General features: G+C 68.0%; 18 protein-coding genes and 1 other RNA gene. 4 read left to right on the plus strand and 15 right to left on the minus strand.

Annotation, left to right across the window (positions count from 1 at the left end; genetic code table 11):
* Nucleotides 1-103: 103 nt before the first annotated feature.
* The 14 genes from BLV94_RS12270 to prfB form a co-directional block, all read right to left on the minus strand.
* Nucleotides 104-835: a DsbA family protein gene (locus tag BLV94_RS12270; protein ID WP_072937696.1), complete on the minus strand. Its 732-nt coding sequence runs from the start codon at nucleotides 833-835 to the stop codon at nucleotides 104-106.
* A gap of 41 nt (nucleotides 836-876) precedes the next feature.
* Complete coding sequence (locus BLV94_RS12275) at nucleotides 877-1,365, minus strand: MauE/DoxX family redox-associated membrane protein (RefSeq protein WP_072937695.1); 489 nt, start codon at nucleotides 1,363-1,365, stop codon at nucleotides 877-879.
* A gap of 26 nt (nucleotides 1,366-1,391) precedes the next feature.
* The gene (locus tag BLV94_RS12280; protein ID WP_072937694.1) at nucleotides 1,392-2,618 is read right to left on the minus strand and encodes an MFS transporter; all 1,227 of its coding nucleotides are present in this window, start codon (nucleotides 2,616-2,618) and stop codon (nucleotides 1,392-1,394) included.
* A gap of 58 nt (nucleotides 2,619-2,676) precedes the next feature.
* Nucleotides 2,677-4,308, minus strand: coding sequence for a phosphoglucomutase (alpha-D-glucose-1,6-bisphosphate-dependent) (gene pgm, locus BLV94_RS12285; RefSeq protein ID WP_072937693.1), 1,632 nt, complete (start codon nucleotides 4,306-4,308; stop codon nucleotides 2,677-2,679).
* Between the two features lie 73 nt (nucleotides 4,309-4,381).
* Entirely contained in the window at nucleotides 4,382-4,726 is a 345-nt protein-coding gene (gene crcB / locus BLV94_RS12290) for a fluoride efflux transporter CrcB (RefSeq protein ID WP_072937692.1), read from the minus strand.
* Nucleotides 4,723-5,097, minus strand: coding sequence for a fluoride efflux transporter FluC (locus BLV94_RS12295; protein WP_072937691.1), 375 nt, complete (start codon nucleotides 5,095-5,097; stop codon nucleotides 4,723-4,725). Before BLV94_RS12295 ends, crcB begins: the two co-directional genes overlap by 4 nt.
* An 88-nt stretch (nucleotides 5,098-5,185) precedes the next feature.
* Nucleotides 5,186-5,557: a transfer-messenger RNA gene (ssrA, locus tag BLV94_RS12300) on the minus strand.
* A 95-nt stretch (nucleotides 5,558-5,652) separates the two neighbouring features.
* Nucleotides 5,653-6,519 (minus strand): EamA family transporter, encoded by an 867-nt coding sequence (locus tag BLV94_RS12305; RefSeq protein WP_482822428.1) that lies wholly within the window; start codon nucleotides 6,517-6,519, stop codon nucleotides 5,653-5,655.
* On the minus strand, nucleotides 6,516-6,989 hold the full coding sequence (gene smpB / locus BLV94_RS12310) for an SsrA-binding protein SmpB (protein ID WP_015890164.1): 474 nt from the start codon (nucleotides 6,987-6,989) through the stop codon (nucleotides 6,516-6,518). The genes BLV94_RS12305 and smpB overlap by 4 nt, the downstream gene beginning before the upstream one ends.
* A gap of 75 nt (nucleotides 6,990-7,064) precedes the next feature.
* On the minus strand, nucleotides 7,065-7,970 hold the full coding sequence (gene ftsX, locus BLV94_RS12315; protein ID WP_072937689.1) for a permease-like cell division protein FtsX: 906 nt from the start codon (nucleotides 7,968-7,970) through the stop codon (nucleotides 7,065-7,067).
* Nucleotides 7,971-8,037: 67 nt separating this feature from the next.
* Entirely contained in the window at nucleotides 8,038-8,727 is a 690-nt protein-coding gene (ftsE, locus tag BLV94_RS12320; RefSeq protein WP_005240222.1) for a cell division ATP-binding protein FtsE, read from the minus strand.
* Between the two features lie 53 nt (nucleotides 8,728-8,780).
* Nucleotides 8,781-9,242: an Rv3103c transmembrane domain-containing protein gene (locus BLV94_RS12325; RefSeq protein WP_072937688.1), complete on the minus strand. Its 462-nt coding sequence runs from the start codon at nucleotides 9,240-9,242 to the stop codon at nucleotides 8,781-8,783.
* Complete coding sequence (locus tag BLV94_RS12330; protein ID WP_072937794.1) at nucleotides 9,239-10,135, minus strand: mechanosensitive ion channel family protein; 897 nt, start codon at nucleotides 10,133-10,135, stop codon at nucleotides 9,239-9,241. Before BLV94_RS12330 ends, BLV94_RS12325 begins: the two co-directional genes overlap by 4 nt.
* Before the next feature lie 5 nt (nucleotides 10,136-10,140).
* The gene (gene prfB / locus BLV94_RS12335; RefSeq protein ID WP_072937793.1) at nucleotides 10,141-11,247 is read right to left on the minus strand and encodes a peptide chain release factor 2; all 1,107 of its coding nucleotides are present in this window, start codon (nucleotides 11,245-11,247) and stop codon (nucleotides 10,141-10,143) included.
* Nucleotides 11,248-11,413: 166 nt separating this feature from the next.
* Between prfB and BLV94_RS12340 the strand changes: the two genes are divergently transcribed.
* From BLV94_RS12340 to BLV94_RS12355, 4 genes are all read left to right on the plus strand, one after another.
* The gene (locus BLV94_RS12340; RefSeq protein WP_072937687.1) at nucleotides 11,414-11,908 is read left to right on the plus strand and encodes a beta-class carbonic anhydrase; all 495 of its coding nucleotides are present in this window, start codon (nucleotides 11,414-11,416) and stop codon (nucleotides 11,906-11,908) included.
* A 50-nt stretch (nucleotides 11,909-11,958) separates the two neighbouring features.
* On the plus strand, nucleotides 11,959-12,741 hold the full coding sequence (gene hisN, locus BLV94_RS12345) for a histidinol-phosphatase (RefSeq protein WP_072937686.1): 783 nt from the start codon (nucleotides 11,959-11,961) through the stop codon (nucleotides 12,739-12,741).
* 224 nt (nucleotides 12,742-12,965) lie between these two features.
* The gene (locus BLV94_RS12350) at nucleotides 12,966-14,378 is read left to right on the plus strand and encodes an acyl-CoA dehydrogenase family protein (RefSeq protein WP_072937685.1); all 1,413 of its coding nucleotides are present in this window, start codon (nucleotides 12,966-12,968) and stop codon (nucleotides 14,376-14,378) included.
* 29 nt (nucleotides 14,379-14,407) lie between these two features.
* Complete coding sequence (locus tag BLV94_RS12355; RefSeq protein ID WP_072937684.1) at nucleotides 14,408-15,613, plus strand: acyl-CoA dehydrogenase family protein; 1,206 nt, start codon at nucleotides 14,408-14,410, stop codon at nucleotides 15,611-15,613.
* Between the two features lie 36 nt (nucleotides 15,614-15,649).
* Here the strand turns inward: BLV94_RS12355 and BLV94_RS12360 are convergent, their stop codons facing one another.
* Nucleotides 15,650-17,638 carry a phage holin family protein gene (locus tag BLV94_RS12360; RefSeq protein ID WP_072937683.1) on the minus strand — a complete coding sequence of 663 codons (1,989 nt, stop codon included), beginning with the start codon at nucleotides 17,636-17,638 and terminating at the stop codon, nucleotides 15,650-15,652.
* Between the last annotated feature and the right edge of the window lie 88 nt (nucleotides 17,639-17,726).

A 17,726-nucleotide genomic window follows, 5' to 3' on the forward strand; every position in this document is an offset into this window, starting at 1 on the left:
ATTGCCGACCGGGCCAACAAATCGCCTGGTCAGGGGCGCTTCGTGCCCGTGCGTGGTTAACGAGTCCAGACACTCGTCAACCACGCACGGGCGGCGGAGCCGCCTACAGCTGCGACACCCAGTTCTCGTTGGACAGCGCGTCGATCACGGTGCCGTCCTCGACGACGGCGGGCGTGCCGGTGGCACCGCTCGCGGCGAGGGCCTGACGGCCCGCCTCGGCGTGCGCCCGGGCCTGCTCGACCTTCGCCCCGGTGGTGATGCACTCGGCGGCCGCGTCGGATGCTCCGGCGTCGCGGGCGATCTGCGCGAGTTCCTCGTTGGTGTGATCGGAGCTGCCGTTCTCCTTCGGCTGGTTCGCCGGCGAGAACAACGCCGCATGGAATGCCGAATACGCCACGGCGTCACCGGTTTCGGCGACGCACTCGGACGCGGCGACGGCGCGGGTGGAGTAGTCGCCGGTGGCCGAGAGCCGGTCGAGGAAGTTCAGGACGTGGTAGCGCACGGCCACCTTGCCGTCGTCGATGGACTGCGCGAGTTCCTGACCGTTCTTGTTCTCGAGCTCGGCGCAGTACGGGCACATGGGATCTTCGAACAGGTCGACCGTGGTGGCCGCATCCGGCCGGCCGAGGAGCACGACGCCGTCACCCTGCAACGCCACCTGGACCTCGGAGTTCTGGACCCCGCCGTAACCGTCGTTGCGCGGCTTGCTGCGGTTGCTCTGCCAGATCACACCACCGATGACGAGTACGGCGATGACCAGTACGGCGAGCCCACCGAGAATGTAGGTGGACCGGCTGGATTCCGGCTGCGGGTTGTACTTGTTCTTCGAGCTCACGTGGATGCAGTCCTTCGACGTCGGATCGATTTACCGAATGCTTACTCTGCCACCGTCTGCTGAGGGGTCACTGAGAAAGTGGTGCGGGAGCGGAGCCCCAGCGCGGACGGGGAACGGGGGAACACGATCAGCCACACCGCCAGTGCGAGGAAGCCCACATCCCGGAGGATTTCCTTGGTGTAGTCCCAGCCGTTCACGTCGGCCGCACCGCCGCCGCCGAAGCATCCGCAGTCGATGGACAGCCCGCGCGCCCACACCGAGACGATCACGCCGATGAGGACGAGCAGGAGCACCGCGGACACCGAGGCCGTGGCGCGGACGGCGAGCCCGATCAGCAGGAGCAGACCGAGGGCGATCTCGAAGAACGGCAGCGTGTTGGCGACCGGCCGGACGAGGTCTTCGGGCAGTAGCTGGTACGCCCGGACCGCGATGATCGTCTGGGCGGGGTCGGCGACCTTGAGTGCGCCGGAGACCAGCCAGACGGCAGCGAGTGACAGCCGGGCGAGCAGGGAGACGACCTTGATCCACACCCGGACGAGCGTACCGAAGACGCCGGTCAGACCGCCTCGACCGACACCTTGGGCGCCGGCTTGTTCGGGACCAGCAGCCAGCCGATGGCGGCGAGGAGCATGACCCCTCCGGTGACCCCGAATGCGACCGCGTACGACAGGTGCTGAGCGAGCAGACCCGCGCCGACCGGGCCGAGGACCCCGCCGACGTCGGCGACCATCTGGAACGCGGCCAGCACGGGGCCGCCGCGGGATTTCGCGCCCACGACGTCGGCGACCGCGGCCTGCTGCGCGGGGCTCATCACTCCGGATCCGATGCCCGCGATGCCGGACAGCACCAGGAACACCAGCAGGTTCTCGCTGAGTCCCATTCCGACGGTGCTGGCGCCGCACACCAGCAGTCCGAGCAGGACGAACACCTTCCGGCCGTAGACGTCCGACAACCGCCCGGACACGATGAGGACGAGCGCATTGCCGACGGCGAACACGGTGAGGGCGATACCGGCGAGGGCGGCTTCGCGGTGCAGCGCCTCGACGACGAACAGCGGCACCATCGCCACCCGCACTCCGAAGATCACACCACCGAACGCGAAGTTGGAGCCGAGCGCCGCCCGGTAGACGGGCTGCCCGAGTGCTTCCCGCAGCGTCATGGTGGCACCGGCGGCAGTGGCGTCGGGTGCCGTCAGGTGCGAACCCCGCAGGCTCACGAACACGACAGCGGCCGCGACGACGAGGGCGATCGCGTAAATCACGAACGGAACCCGGAGCCCGAATCCGACGAGCAACCCGCCGACCAGGGGTCCGGAGATCGATCCCATCAGGAAGCTGGTCGCGTAGAGCCCGGACACGCGGCCGCGGCTGTCCACCGGTGCGATGCGGATCACCAGGCCCATCGCCGACACCGTGAACATCGTCGAGCCGATGCCCCCGAGTGCGCGGAAGACGAGCAACTGCCAGTAGTCCCCCGCGACCGCGCAGGCGGCGGTCGAGGCCGCGACGATCAGGAGCCCGGTGATGTAGACGGGCCGCTCCCCCAGCTTCTGCACGAGCCGGCCGCTCACCGGGGCGAAGATCAGACGCATGAACGCGAACGACGAGATCACGACGGTGGCCGCCGTCACGCTCACGTCGAAGCTGCGGGCGAACTGCGGGAGAGCGGGTGCGACGATCCCGAATCCGAGTGCGATGACGAAGCTGGCCGAGACCAGCACCCAGATTTCCGAAGGGAGCCGCGGGCTGCGCCCGGCGGGCAGCCCGGCTGCGCGAGTGTTCATAGTTGAATCCGATGGTAGGTGCCCCCGCTTCCGCGACGGCACCTACCCCGCCGAACACCTACTTCAGGACGTCGGCCACCAGTTCCTTGGCCGCCGCCTGCACCTGCGCGAGATGATCCGGGCCCTGGAACGATTCGGCATAGATCTTGTAGACGTCCTCGGTGCCCGACGGCCGCGCCGCGAACCACGCCGATGCGGTGGTGACCTTCAGCCCGCCGAGGGCCGCCCCGTTGCCCGGGGCGCTCGTCAGCGTCGCGGTGATCGGCTCCCCCGCCAGTTCGGTGGCCGACACCTGTTCGGGCGACAGTTTCGCCAGCACCGCCTTCTGCTCCCGGGTGGCGGGGGCGTCGATGCGGGCGTAGGCGGGGCTGCCGAACTGCTCGGTCAGTTCCCGGTACCGGACCGACGGTGTCTTTCCCGTCACCGCCGTCATCTCCGAGGCCAGCAGGGCCAGGATGATCCCGTCCTTGTCCGTGGTCCACACCCCGCCGTCGTGGCGCAGGAACGACGCACCCGCACTCTCCTCGCCGCCGAAACCGAGCGAACCCTCGAGCAGCCCGGGGACGAACCACTTGAAACCCACCGGGACCTCGAGGAGTTCACGGCCGAGGCTTCCGACCACCCGGTCGATCATCGACGAACTGACCAGCGTCTTGCCCACCTTCACACCCGAGCTCCACCCTTGTCGGTGCGAGAACAGGTAGTCGATGGCGACCGCGAGGTAGTGGTTGGGATTCATCAGTCCCGCATCGGGAGTGACGATTCCGTGCCGGTCCGCATCGGCGTCGTTGCCGGTGGAGATGTCGAACCGGTCCCGGGCTCCGATCAGCGAGGCCATGGCGTTCGGCGACGAGCAGTCCATGCGGATCTTGCCGTCGGTGTCGAGGGTCATGAACCGCCACGTGGCGTCGACGAGCGGGTTGACGACCTCGAGGTCGAGGCGGTGGATGTCGGCGATCGCACCCCAGTAGTCGACGCTCGCGCCGCCCAGCGGGTCGGCGCCGATCCGCACCCCGGCGCTGCGGATGGCGTCGAGGTCGAGAACGCTCGGTAGGTCGTCGATGTAGAAGCGGAGGAAGTCGTACCGCTCGGCCCGCGCGATCGCCCGGGCCGCCGGGATCCGCCGCACGCCCGAGAGGTCCCGCCGAAGTAGCTCGTTCGCCCGGTCGGCGATGATCGTCGTCGCCTCGGAGCCGGCGGGGCCACCGTGCGGCGGGTTGTATTTGAAGCCGCCGTCGCGGGGCGGGTTGTGCGACGGCGTCACGACGATGCCGTCGGCCTTCGACTCCGGGCCGCTGCGGTTGTAGCGGAGAATCGCGTGGCTGACCGCGGGAGTCGGCGTGTAGCGGTCCCGCGAATCGATCAGCACCGTCACGTCGTTCGCGGCCAGCACCTCGAGCGCCGACGTCCACGCCGGCTCGGACAGGGCGTGGGTGTCGCGCCCGAGAAACAGAGGTCCGTCGATGCCCTGGGACGCCCGGTACTCGACGATGGCCTGAGTGGTGGCGAGGATGTGCGCCTCGTTGAACGCGGTGTCCAGGCTCGACCCCCGGTGGCCGGACGTCCCGAACAGCACCTGCTGCACAGGGTTCTCGGGGTCGGGCACGCCGCTGTAGTACGCGGTCACCAGGTGCGCGATGTCTACGAGATCCTCCGGCAGTGCCACCTGACCCGCCCTGTCGTGCGCCACGAGACCTCCTGGAAACGTTTCGGGATCGAACTCGGCTCCAACCCATCCTGCACCCTCGCGCCGGAGTCTGCCCTCAAGACGTCAATCGGAATCCCAGCCAGGCGACGGCCAGACCGGCCGTCACACTCGCGATCGTGTAGACGACGGACGTGAGCGCCAGCCGGATCCGCAGCAGTCCCACCGATTCCACCGCGAACGTCGAGTACGTGGTCAGTCCCCCGCAGAAGCCCGTGCCCAGCAACGCGAACGCCTGCGCGGACATCGACGCCCCCGACAGCAGTCCGAGGATCAGGCACCCGGCGACGTTCACGAGGAAGGTGGCGACCGGGAAACTGCGGTACGAGTCGACGTACCGGCCGGCGAGGTACCGCGTCGTCGCACCGAGCGCGCCGCCGACCGCGACGAGGAGGACGATCATGTCGCCGCCTTCCGCCCCAGCCGGTGGCGGTGACCGACGAGCATCCCCAGCCGCGCCGCGAGCAGGGCGGGGATCAGGGTGGCCACGACGTAGAGGCTCGCGGTCACCACGTCCTCCCGCACCGCGTCGACGGCGAAGGTCGAGAACGTGGTGAAACCGCCGAGGACGCCGACTCCCAGGAACAGCCGCCACAACCGGTCCGGTCCCACCGTCTCGGCGAGGTAGCCGAGCAGCAGCGACCCGATCACGTTGATCAGCAGGACGGTCCAGATGCCCGGCCACAGTTCGGACAGGAGGAATCTCGCGGACGCACCGAGCGCACCGCCCAGGGCGACCACGGCCACCGGTTTCGTCAGGGACACGGCACACATCGTGTCACGGCGGCCCGCCAGGATGGTCGAACTCCGGTGCGCACAAAAAGGTCCGGGCCGGACACCTGGTGGTGTCCGGCCCGGACCTTGGTGGAGCTGCCGGGAATTGAACCCGGGTCCTCCGCAGCAAAGCTAGGGCTTCTCCGTGTGCAGTTTGCTATGTCTCTACTTGGATCTCCCAGTCTCGCAAACAAGCCAGGATGACGATCCCAGTCGCTGTTGGTTGTCCCATTCGACTCCGCGACCGAGTCGAACGGTAAAGCCCTCTAGCTGATGCCAGTACCCGGACCGAGGGCGAACCCGGACTGACAGACACGCAGTCGCTACTTAGGCAGCGAGTGCGTAGTCGCGCTGATTGGAATCGGCGCTTATATGTTTGCAGCGACGCTTACGGTGGTCTCTTGCCTGCACCGACACGCTTCCCCTACCTCAACGTACGCAGTCGAAACCGTTCAGCCCCGTACGTGCCCCACGAGTCTCGCGGGGCCACCTAGTGTAACGCGAACCCCGCCCGGTTTCATCCCGGTTTCCTCTGGGAGTGTCGACGGGCGTGTTTCAGCTGGCCACGGCGATCATTCCGACGGCCGCGAGGGCGAGGAGCATCCCCGCCTGCTGCATTCTGCTCACCCGTTCACCGAGCATCACCATCGCCAGCAGCACGGTGGCCGCGGGGTACAGCGACCCGATCACGCTGACGAGCGACAGCAGGCCACCCTGGAACGCGTACATCATCGCCGCGTTGGCCAGGACGTCGAGGAAACTCACGTACACGGCGAGTTTGAGGGGTTCGCCGTGGGGTGGCACGAAGTGGCCGGCGGCCAGGGCGACGAGCCACACCACCGCGGTCGCCGCGGCGCGGGACACGGCGAGCGCCCACATTCCGCCCTCCTCGCCGATCTGGTGCAGCGAGACGAAGGACAGCGCGAACGCGATGCCGGATCCGACGGTGAGCAGCGCCACTGTGCGGGTGAAGCGCAGCACCCTGCCGCCTGCCACCTCGCCCGCGGTCTCGTCGGGCGATTCCCGGCTGACGAGGACGACGGCGACGAGGGCCACCGCGATCCCGATGTACGCGACGGGCCCGGGCCGCTCGCCGAACGCGAGCCCGATCAACACCGGAATACCGGCGACCAGCACGGCCGTCAGCGGCGACACCACCGACATCGGTCCCGATGCCAACGCGAGATAGAACCACCAGACCGCCACGCCGCCTGCCACTCCCGCCACCGCGCCCCACACGAGGGAGGACGAGGTGAGGGTGCCGCCGGCGAACGGGGCGATCAGGAGCACGATCAGCAGGGACAGCGGGTACGACACGATGACGACGCGCAGCGCCGCCACCCTGCGGGACGCGACTCCGCCGACGAAATCGCTCACGCCGTAGCCGATCGCGGCCACGAGCGCGAGCAGGATGGACGTCAGCGCATGCCCTTGACTCGGCGTCCGAGTTCGCGGGTCACCTCACGCTCGGCGGTCCGCCTGGCCAGGTCCTGGCGCTTGTCGTAGTCCTGCTTGCCCTTGGCGAGCGCGAGCTCCACCTTGACCTTGCCGTCGGAGAAGTACATCGACAGGGGAACCAGAGTCTGGTTGCCCTCGCGGGTCTTGCCGACGAGGTGCTCGATCTCCCGCTTGTGCAGCAGCAGCTTCCGGGTGCGGCGCGGCGAGTGGTTGGTCCACGTGCCCTGCGTGTACTCGGGGATGTGCAGGGAGCGCAGCCACACCTCCCCGTCGTCGACTGTGGCGAACGCGTCGACCAGCGACGCCTTGCCCTCGCGCAGACTCTTCACCTCGGTACCGACGAGGGCGATCCCCGCCTCGTAGACGTCGAGAATGGTGTAGTTGTGACGCGCCTTGCGGTTGGTCGCAATGACCTTGCGGCCCTTTTCCTTCACGTTCCGGGCCTTTCAGTCCGCGATGTCCGAGGTGAACAGTTCGTACCCTCCAGCATAGGAGAAGGGGCAAACCGATTATTCGCGGACGTACAAGCGCAGGGTCACGTATGCGGTGACCGCCGCCATTCCGACGCCCACCAGCACCAGCACCGGCGACACGAACAGCACGTCGCTGTTGGAGATCCGGGCCACGATGTTGGCCTCGTACACGTCCGCGAGCACGTCGTCGATGAACATGTTCTTCGCGGTGAACAGGCCGACGATGGCCAGGACGGCGCCGACCAGCGCGGCGACCACCGCCTCGAGTAGGAACGGCAACTGTGTGTACCAGCGGGTGGCACCGACCAACCGCATGATGCCGACCTCGGTGCGACGGGTGAAGGCCGCGATCTGAACCATGTTCGCGATCAGGAGAATTGCCGCCACGGCCTGCACGATCGCGATCGCGAACGCGGCGTTGCGCACCCCGTTGAGGACGCTGAAGAGCCGCTCGACCAGTTCGCGCTGGTTGAGGACGCTCTCGACGCCCGGGCGGGTACCGAAGTTCTCGTTGATGACACCGAACCGCTCCGGGTCGCTGAGCTTGACCTTGAACGAGGCGGGGAAGCTGTCGGGGCTGACGAGCGCGGCGAGTTCGGGCTGATCCTTGAACACCCGCTCGGTCGCGTCCTTCACCGCGTCGTCCCGGTTGAGGTACTCCACCGACACCACCGACGGCGTGTCCTCCAGTTCCGTGCGCAGCGACTTGCAGATCTCCCCCTCGCAGCCCGGGTCCGACGTGGAGATGTCGTCGGTGAGGAAGATCTGTACCTCGACGCGGTCCAGGAAGATCTGCTGGGTCTTGCCGGCCATCTGCACCACCAGCAACCCGCTCCCGAACAGGCCGAGGGAGATCGCGGTGGTGAGGATCATCGCGATGGTCATGGTGACGTTGCGGCGGAGTCCGGTCAGGACCTCACTGAAAATGAAACTGGCACGCATCGGGGAATCAGAGTCCTTCGTAGGAGACTTGGGGACAGTACTGAAGCTTGGAGTGCAGGGAGGGCGGCTAACGCCCCACGCCGTACACACCCCGAGCCTCGTCGCGCACCACTCTGCCGAGGTCCAGTTCCACCACGCGACGACGCATCGAGTCGACGATGTGGTGGTCGTGGGTCGCCATCACCACCGTCGTTCCGGTGCGGTTGATCCGTTCGAGCAGCAGCATGATGTCCTGGCTGGTCTCCGGGTCGAGGTTGCCGGTGGGCTCGTCGCACAGCAGCACCAGCGGCCGGTTCACGAACGCCCGCGCGATGGCGACGCGCTGCTGCTCACCACCGGACAGTTCGGTGGGGAGCCGGTCGGCCTTCCCGGACAGCCCCACCATCTCGAGCACCTCGGGGACGGTCCGGGAGATCATCGCGCGCGGCTTCCCGATCACCTCGAGCGCGAACGCGACGTTCTCGGACACGGTCTTCTTCTGCAGGAGCCGGAAGTCCTGGAAGACGACGCCCATGCTCTGCCGCAGCTTCGGCACACGCCGGGCGGACAGCTTGTTGACGTGGAAATCCGCGATGTGAATGTCACCCGACGTCGGCGACTCCTCCTTGAGGAGCAGGCGCATGAACGTCGACTTTCCCGAGCCCGACGGGCCGATCAGGAAGACGAACTCGCCCTTGTCCACCTCGACGCTCACCTTGTCCAGGGCGGGCCTCGTGGAGGTCTTGTACGACTTCGACACATTCTCGACGCTGATCACGAGGAGCCAGTCTAGACGTTATCGAACAGTGACCAAATGGAGCGACGCGCGCGTCATCGCCCCGTCTGCGGTGTCGCCGACGTCGTCGGGACGGAAGACGTGGTCGGCGGCGTGGTGGTCTGCAGAGGCGGGAACGGATTGGGAATCCCGAACGGCAGCGTCGGCGTCGACGTCACCTGACTGGTCCCGGTGGGCGCCGTCTGCTCCGGCGTCGGCTCGGGTGTCGACTCGGTGGTCGTGGCGGTCTCCGTCGTCGACTCGATCGTCGTCTCGAACTCCGACGTCGGCGGCGTGGTCTCCTGGATCGGCGCCTCCCGGGTGGGGACGACAGCCGGAGCGACCGGTCCCTGAACCACCTCTTCGGCGGGATTGAGGTACGTGTACAGCGTGTACAGCACCACCCACAGGATGCACAGCACCAGCGTCGACGTCCGCACCCGGCCGCCGAGGATCTTGGCGGGAAGGAACGAGGAGTGCAGAATCCGGTCCAGTCCGCGCCGGGGTTCGTCGGTCATCCCTCGCCCTCCGCTGCCCGGACCGTCTGAAGGTCCGGTTCGACGGTGATCCCCTGCCGTCGCATCGCGGTGGCGATGCGCACGCGCAGTGCGCGACCGACCTGGAACTGCTTACCCGGGAGGGTCCGCGCCACGACGCGGACGCTGACCTCGTCGACCGTCAGACTCTCCACTCCCATCACCGTCGGCTCGTCGAGCAGTAGTTTCTTCAGTCCGCGATCCGCGAAGGCCTCGACGCCGACCTGGTGGAGCACCTCGTTGACGCGGTTGATGTCCGACGTGGCCGGAACGGGAACGTCGATCACGGCGCGCGCCCAGTCCTTGGACAGGTTGATCGCCTTCACGATCTGGCCGTTGGGCACGGTGATGACCTCACCGTCCGAGTTCCGCATCCGGGTGACCCGGAGGGTGACGTCCTCGATCACGCCCTCGGCGTCCTCCGACGACCCCGTCACCGCGAGCTGCACGGTGTCACCGAATCCGTACTGGCGTTCGGTGATGATGAAGAAGCCGGCGAGGATGTCCTGCACGACGCGCTGCGCGCCGAAACCGAGCGCCGCACCGAGCACGGTGGCCGGGGCCACCAGGCTGCCGATCGGCAGGCTCAGCTGGTCGAGGACCTTCATCGTCGCGATCACGTAGATGATGGTGATGATCACCCAGGTGATCACCTGCGCCACCGAGTGGCGGTGCTTGGTCGCCTCGGACCGCACGAGGGCGTCGCCCTGCATGTAGTTGCTGTCGATCCGGTCGGTCACCTTGCCGCCGCCCCAACTGACGAACCGCGCCATCAGGATCGCTCCGAGGACGGTGAGGGACACCGCCAGCCCCGTCGACGAGAGCCAGTCGAGGAGGTTCTGGGTGGGAGCGAACACTGCCGCCGCCGGTTCTATGGAGATCAGGACGCCTGACTCTCGCGCATCCGCCACCGGATGCCGGATTCGAGGAAGCCGTCGATGTCACCGTCGAGCACCGCCGACGGGTTGTTGACCTCGTACTCGGTGCGCAGATCCTTGACCATCTGGTACGGGTGCAGCACGTACGACCGCATCTGGTTGCCCCAGGAACTGCCGCCGTCGCCCTTGAGCGCGTCCATTTCGGCGCGCTCCTCCTTGCGCTTGACCTCGAGCAGCTTGGCCTGGAGGACGCGCATCGCCGACACCTTGTTCTGCAGCTGCGACTTCTCGTTCTGACACGTCACGACGATGCCGGTCGGGATGTGCGTCAACCGGACCGCGGAGTCGGTGGTGTTGACCGACTGCCCGCCGGGGCCCGAGGAGCGGTACACGTCGACGCGGACGTCGTTCTCGTTGACGTCGATGTGGTCGGTGGTCTCGACCACGGGCAGGACCTCAACCTCGGCGAACGACGTCTGGCGGCGGCCCTGGTTGTCGAACGGGCTGATCCGGACCAGCCGGTGCGTGCCCATCTCGACGGAGAGGGTTCCGTAGCTGTACGGCGCCTTGACCGCGAACGTCGCGCTCTTGATGCCGGCCTCTTCCGCGTAGGACGTGTCGTAGACCTCGACGCCGTAACCGTGTTTCTCGGCCCAGCGGATGTACATGCGCATCAGCATCTCGGCCCAGTCGGCGGCGTCGACGCCACCGGCGCCGGAGCGGATGTTGACCAGCGCGTCACGCTCGTCGTATTCGCCCGAGAGCATCGTCTTGACTTCCATCGCCGCGATGTCCTCGCGCAGGCTGTGCCGCTCGGCGTCGGCGTCCGCGATGGCCTCCGCGCCCTCGTCCTCGGCGAGTTCGTAGAGCACCGGCATGTCGTCGAGCCGCGAGCGCAGTTCCTCGACGCGGCGCAGTTCGGCCTGGGAGTGCGACAGCTGGCTGGTGACCTGCTGGGCGTGCTCCTGGTCGTTCCACAGCTCCGGATCGGCAGCCTGGTGTTCGAGCTCGTCGATACGGCGGCGCAACTCCTCCACGTCCAGCACCGATTCGACGGTGCGGAGGGTGGTGTCGAGCTCGCTCAGGTCTGCGGATACGTCGGGATGCACGGTTCCCAAGGTTACCGGGTGCGGACAGGTGCCCTGTCACCCCTTCGTTCCGGCCGAAGTCACCCCTTCCGATCACGTGGCGCGAAAGCCTTGCGGACCCCGGAAGTGCCTTGTTGCATGCACGGGTACGCACTTGTTTGTGCCGCCATCCCGGACGGAGTCGACGATGACCGTGACCGACCAGTACCTGAAGAACAACGAGGAGTACGCCGCCGGATTCACCGGGCCGCTGCCCCTGCCCCCGAGCAAGCACGTCGCGGTCCTCGCGTGCATGGACGCACGTCTGGACGTCTACCGGATCCTCGGTCTCCAGGAGGGTGAGGCGCACGTCGTCCGCAACGCAGGCGGGGTGGTGACGGACGACGAGATCCGCTCGCTCGCGATCAGCCAGCGACTGCTCGGCACCACCGAGATCATCCTCATCCACCACACGGACTGCGGGATGCTCACGTTCACCGACGACGACTTCAAGAAGTCCATTCAGGACGAGGTCGGGATCAAACCGGCCTGGTCAGCCGAGGCGTTCTCCGACCTCGACGAGGACGTCCGGCAGTCGCTGCGCCGCATCCAGGCCAGTCCCTTCGTCACGGCGACCACCTCTCTCCGCGGGTTCGTCTTCGACGTCGCCACCGGCAAGCTCGCCGAAGTGAAGATCGACTGAGGTCCGCGCGGGCGCGGTACGACCGCGCGGTACGAGTAATCTGTGCGACCGTGACCGACCTCGACGCCGACCTGCAGCTCGCCCTCCGAATCGCCGACGAGGCGGATGCGATCACGAGGGCCCGCTTCGGGGCACTCGACCTGTCGGTGGACGACAAACCCGACCTCACCCCGGTCACGGACGCGGACCTGGCGGTGGAACGGGCGGTCCGGGCGACGCTGGAATCCGAGCGGCCCGCCGACGCCGTCCTCGGTGAGGAGTTCGGCGGCGACGCGCAGTTCTCGGGTCGACAGTGGGTGGTCGACCCGATCGACGGCACCAAGAACTTCGTGCGGGGCGTCCCCATCTGGGCCACGCTGATCGCGCTGCTCGAGGACGGCGTTCCCACCGTCGGCGTCGTGAGCGCCCCGGCACTCGCGCGCCGCTGGTGGGCGGCATCGGGTCGCGGCGCCTGGTCGACGTTCGACGGCTCCGAGCCCACTCGGATCGCCGTCTCGGCCGTCGACCGTCTCGGTTCGGCCAGCCTCACGTTCTCGAGCCTGTCCGGATGGAAGGAACTCGGCATCCGCGCGCAGTTCCTCTCCCTCACCGACGACGTGTGGCGGGTCCGCGGATTCGGTGACTTCTTCTCCTACTGTCTGCTCGCCGAGGGCGCCGTCGACATCGCCGCCGAGCCCGAGGTGTCGTTGTGGGACCTCGCGCCCCTCGACGTCCTGGTGCGCGAGGCCGGCGGCCGGTTCACCAATCTCGCCGGCGCCGACGGCCCGCACGGCGGCAGTGCGCTGGCCACCAACACTCTGCTGCACGACGAGGCGCTGTCCCGACTGCGCTGATGCAGTAATACAGGCAGCAGTCCTGACAAGGCCTCCGCCCTCCTCGGCTCCCGAGGAGGGCGGATTTCGTATGTCCGCTGTCTGCACCCCCCGCCCCCGAGAATCGGGCTCGAACCCGACGCGGTGGGGAGCTCGTGGGCACCGGAACTTACTCGATAGTAGACACCCACCTTACTGCTAAGTAAGATAGTTGGTGTCCACGCCCGAACACCGAGAAACAGCTGGTGATCATGAGCAAGCAAGACACTGTTGCCCCCAACGGCAGAGCGAAGCGGAACCCCCGTGACACGTCCGCCGTCGGACTGAATCCCGTCAAGCGCGACGCCATGGGTGCCGCGATGCGCGTGCTGACCAAGATCACCGGATCCGATCTGGCCGAGAAGTACAACCTGCGCCAGACGATCGACCGGGTGACCTACGAAGGCACGAAGACCGGTTTCAAGACGCTCGGCGCCGCGACCCGCGGGTTCCAGAAGGTGTCCGGCGGCGGCGCACCGAAACGCCTGCCCGACAACCCGACCGCCAAGGCCGGCTACTTCGACCTGACCCCGAGCGACGAGCAGCAGATGATCGTCGAGACCGTGCGCGAGTTCGCCGCCGAGATCCTGCGGCCCGCAGGCCACGATGCCGACGCTGCCGCCGCCGCACCGGCGGATCTCGTGAAGCGCGCCGCCGAACTCGGCATCACCCTGATCAACGTTCCCGAGGAACTCGACGGGGCCGCCAGCGAGCGCGGGGCCGTCACCAACTCCCTCGTCGCCGAGGCTCTCGCCCACGGCGACATGGGGCTCGCGCTGCCGATTCTCGCGCCGAGTGGCGTCGCGGTCGCCCTCACCCAGTGGGGCACCGACTCCCAGCAGAAGACCTACCTACCCTCGTTCACGGGCGAGCAGGTTCCGAACGCGGCCGTGGTCGTCAACGAGCCCCGCGCACTGTTCGATCCATTCGCGTTGCAGACCAAGGCAGTCCGCTCCCCCAGCGGCTACAGGCTCAACGGCGTCAAGAGCCTCGTTCCCGCCGCGGCCTCGTCGGAACTGTTCATCGTGGCGGCCGAACTCGACGGCAAGCCCTCCTTCTTCATCGTCGAGGCCGACACCAAGGGACTCGTCGTGGAGTCGGACCCGAGCATGGGCCTGCGCGCCGCGGGGCTCGGCCGGCTCAACCTCACCGATGTCGCCGTGCCCGAGTCGGGTCTGCTCGGCGCCGCCGACGCCGACGCGCGGAAGGCCGAATACGCCGACGCCATCCGGCTGGCCCGCCTCGGCTGGGCGTCGCTCGCGGTCGGCACCGGACAGGCCGTTCTCGACTACGTGATCCCCTACGTCAACGAGCGGGTCGCGTTCGGTGAGCCGATCAGCAACCGTCAGGCGGTCGCGTTCATGGTTGCGAACATCGGCATCGAACTCGACGGCCTGCGCCTGGTCACGTTGCGCGGCGCCTCCCGCGCCGAGCAGGGGCTCTCGTTCGCCCGCGAATCGGCCCTCGCCCGAAAGCTGGCGTCCGAGAAGGGCATGCAGATCGGTCTCGACGGCGTCCAGCTGCTCGGTGGCCACGGTTACACCAAGGAACATCCCGTGGAGCGCTGGTACCGCGATCTGCGCGCCATCGGCGTCGCCGAGGGCATCGTCCTGATCTGAGCGGCCGGATTCGAACTAAGGAAACAGTCATGATCAACCTCGAACTTCCCAAGAAGCTCAAAGCCTCCGCGAACCAGGCGCACCAGGTTGCGGCAGAAATCTTCCGGCCGATCTCCCGCAAGTACGATCTCGTGGAGCACGCCTACCCCAAGGAACTCGACACCATGGCCGCCATGGTGGAGGGCCTCAACGACTCCGGTAAGGGGGCGGCGGGAGCCGCCCTCGGACGCGGCGACGAACCGAAGGTCATCGGGAACGTCAACGGCGGCAACATGTCCTCGCTGATGAATGTCATCGAAACCTGCTGGGGCGACGTGGGCCTCACACTGGCGATCCCGTACCAGGGTCTCGGCAACTCGGCGATCGCGGCGGTCGCCACCGACGAGCAGCTCGAGCGTTTCGGCAAGGTGTGGGCGTCGATGGCGATCACCGAACCCGGTTTCGGTTCCGACTCCGCCGCCGTCACCACCACCGCGGTCCTCGACGGCGACGAATACGTCCTCAACGGTGAGAAGATCTTCGTCACCGCCGGCGAGCGGTCCACCCACATCGTCGTGTGGGCCACCGTCGACAAGACCAAGGGCCGCGCCGCGATCAAGTCGTTCGTCGTCCCGCGCGACGCCCCGGGCCTGAGCGTCGCCCGCCTCGAGCACAAGCTGGGCGTCAAGGCGTCGGACACCGCAGTGCTGCTGCTGCAGGACTGCCGGATCCCGAAGGACAACCTGCTCGGCACGCCGGAGGTCAACGTCGAGAAGGGCTTTGCCGGCGTCATGCAGACGTTCGACAACACCCGCCCGATCGTCGCCGGCATGGCCGTCGGCCTGGGCCGCGCCGCGCTCGAGGAACTGCGCAGCATCCTCTCCGACGCCGGTGTGGAGATCTCGTACGACACCCCCGCATACAACCAGCACGCGGCCGCCGCCGAGTTCCTGCAACTCGAGGCCGACTGGGAAGCCGCCTACCTGCTCGCCCTGCGGGCAACGTGGATGGCGGACAACAAGAAGCCGAACTCACTCGAGGCGTCGATGTCGAAGGCGAAGGCCGGCCGCACCGGAACCGCCATCTCCCTCAAGGCCGTCGAACTCGCAGGCACATGGGGATACTCGGAGCGACCGCTGCTCGAGAAATGGGCACGCGACTCGAAGATCCTCGACATCTTCGAGGGCACGCAGCAGATCCAGCAGCTGATCGTGGCCCGCCGTCTACTCGGGAAGTCGTCGGCAGAGCTGAAGTAGCACCCGCGCACGGCTCATGCCGTCCGGGAACGGGATTCACGCGAGATCGCGCCACCGGACGAGAACCTCGTGCACCGCTTCGGCGCCCTGCAGAGGGTTCGGTGGCGCGGGCAGGTCCGCGGGATACAGCAGGAACGGCGTGTTCTGGGGTCCACCGAGCCCGCCGTGCGATCCGACCTGGTCTTCGAACGCGGCGACCTCCAGGGTGTCCGGCCAGTACCGCCCGCCCACCATCAGGTCGGCGACGTTGTCGAACGTGTCCGTGCGGCGGACCCGGTCGAGGGCGCCGGGCCCGAAATCGGCGAGCGGATCGACGCCGTCGACCTCACCGGTGGCGACGTCGGCGCTGCCGGCAGATCCGAGCACGACCGAGCCGTCGTCGTCGCGGGCCACGAGCACGAACCCGATACCGGGATGTGTGACGAGCGCCGGAATCAGGTCCGGGTAACGGGCGTCGATCCATTCGCGGGTGGCGCGGCCCGGCACCTGCGGGAAGCTGACCAGCCCGAGATTGCCCGACGCGAGTACCACCGGATTCTCGCCCGGGGTGACGACGTCGGGAGTCGCTTCCGACCGGAGGCTGGCCTCGGCATAGCCGAGGCCCTCGGCGCCGCGCCCTCGGCTGCCGAGCGTGACGGAGTCGCCCTCACGGCGACCCGGGGCGTGGCAGGCGTCGAGCACGACGTCCTCGAGGCCCTTGCCGTAGCGGTCGCGGAACGTGGAACCCTGACTCTGCCCGTGATCCGACAGCACGACGATGCGGTAGGGCCTGCCCGCCTGGGCGGCGACGGCGGCGATCATCCCGATCTCGTCGTCGAGTGTGCGCAGGACCTTACGCGTCTCGGGGCGTTCGACACCGGAATGGTGGGCGACCTCGTCGTACCCGACCAGGTCGACGTACACGGGGCTGCGGCCCGCGATGAGATCACCGACGACCGCGGCGACGACGACGTCCGTCTCGACGACCGTCGTGAACGCACGGACCAGCGGATACAGCCCACCCCGCCGGACGCGCGGGGTGACGTCGGCGCGGCGTTGCCGGTACGCCTGCACGTTCTCCCGCAGCACCTCGGCGACGAGCCGAACCGCGGTGCGCACGGCGCTCGCCGGGTCGACGAAGTAGTCGGCGTATCCGGTTGCCCTGCCCCCCATCCGGGCGCCTCGCATACGGCTGACCACGAGGACGTTGTCGTCGGCGCCGCCGGTGACCAGGTTGCCGCGGCTGGCGCCCCCGGTGAGGAGACCGGGCCGGTGCGCGCGCTCGAGTTCGCGGGCGGCGTTGTCGGCGGGATTGCTGAAGACGGCGACGGTGCCGCGGGGCTTGTCGTACCACCGGAACGCGGGCACGTTGTGGTTGTCACCGTGCAGGATCCCGAGCTGGCTCGCACCGGTCTGACTGCTCCAGTCCGTGTGCCAGGACGTCAGGACGTGGGAGCCCCGGTGCACGAGCCCGGCGAGGTGCGGCGTGACGCCGTCGCGGATCGCGCGTTGCAGCACCGCGTGGCCGAGGCCGTCGATCTGGATGCAGAGCAGTCCGGGTTCCCCCGCCGCCGCGTCCGCACCGCCGCGACGTCGTAGCCGGGACCGGTTGCGGCGCACCAGCATCAAACGGTACGTGTCGTCGCGCCTGGCCGCGATGGCTCCGGCGACACCGGAACCGACGACGGACATCACCAGGGCCAGCACCAGCACGTCGGCGACCCGTTCCGTGGTGGCGACCGGTACGACCCGCACGGCGAGCACCATGATCAGCCAGTTCCCGGCGAACACGCCCAGGAACAGCAGCGCCGGACCGACCCACAGCATCGCGCGCACGAGCAACGGCCACAGGGTGACCGACAGCAGTCCGTACACGAGGGCGAGGAACAATGCTGCCGGGATGGTGTCGAAGGGGCCGCCCGCAGGTGTCGGACGCAGCCGGACCCCCGGCAGGATCAGGTCGGTCAGGACCAGTGCGACGGCGGAGACGAGCCACAGCACGAGAAATTCGGTGACCGTCCTGGCCGCCGAGCCCAGAGAGCGCATCGCAGACCTCCCTTTTGGGGGATCGTAAGGTCTGACAGGGAGTGGCGCGGCGGAACTCATCGCAGCAGCGTCACCGCGACGAGCGAAC

Origin of the sequence: Rhodococcus koreensis, assembly GCF_900105905.1 — a bacterium.
GTDB lineage: Bacteria > Actinomycetota > Actinomycetes > Mycobacteriales > Mycobacteriaceae > Rhodococcus_F > Rhodococcus_F koreensis.

What these genes read in the sequence shown, in the direction of transcription:
- BLV94_RS12280 (WP_072937694.1), bottom strand. Translation starts at nt 2,618, where the DNA reads ATGAACACTCGCGCAGCCGGGCTGCCCGCCGGGCGCAGCCCGCGGCTC.
- BLV94_RS12355 (WP_072937684.1), top strand. Translation starts at nt 14,408, where the DNA reads ATGATCAACCTCGAACTTCCCAAGAAGCTCAAAGCCTCCGCGAACCAG.
- BLV94_RS12325 (WP_072937688.1), bottom strand. Translation starts at nt 9,242, where the DNA reads ATGACCGACGAACCCCGGCGCGGACTGGACCGGATTCTGCACTCCTCG.
- BLV94_RS12340 (WP_072937687.1), top strand. Translation starts at nt 11,414, where the DNA reads ATGACCGTGACCGACCAGTACCTGAAGAACAACGAGGAGTACGCCGCC.
- BLV94_RS12295 (WP_072937691.1), bottom strand. Translation starts at nt 5,097, where the DNA reads ATGTGTGCCGTGTCCCTGACGAAACCGGTGGCCGTGGTCGCCCTGGGC.
- crcB (WP_072937692.1), bottom strand. Translation starts at nt 4,726, where the DNA reads ATGATCGTCCTCCTCGTCGCGGTCGGCGGCGCGCTCGGTGCGACGACG.
- BLV94_RS12360 (WP_072937683.1), bottom strand. Translation starts at nt 17,638, where the DNA reads ATGCGCTCTCTGGGCTCGGCGGCCAGGACGGTCACCGAATTTCTCGTG.
- ftsX (WP_072937689.1), bottom strand. Translation starts at nt 7,970, where the DNA reads ATGCGTGCCAGTTTCATTTTCAGTGAGGTCCTGACCGGACTCCGCCGC.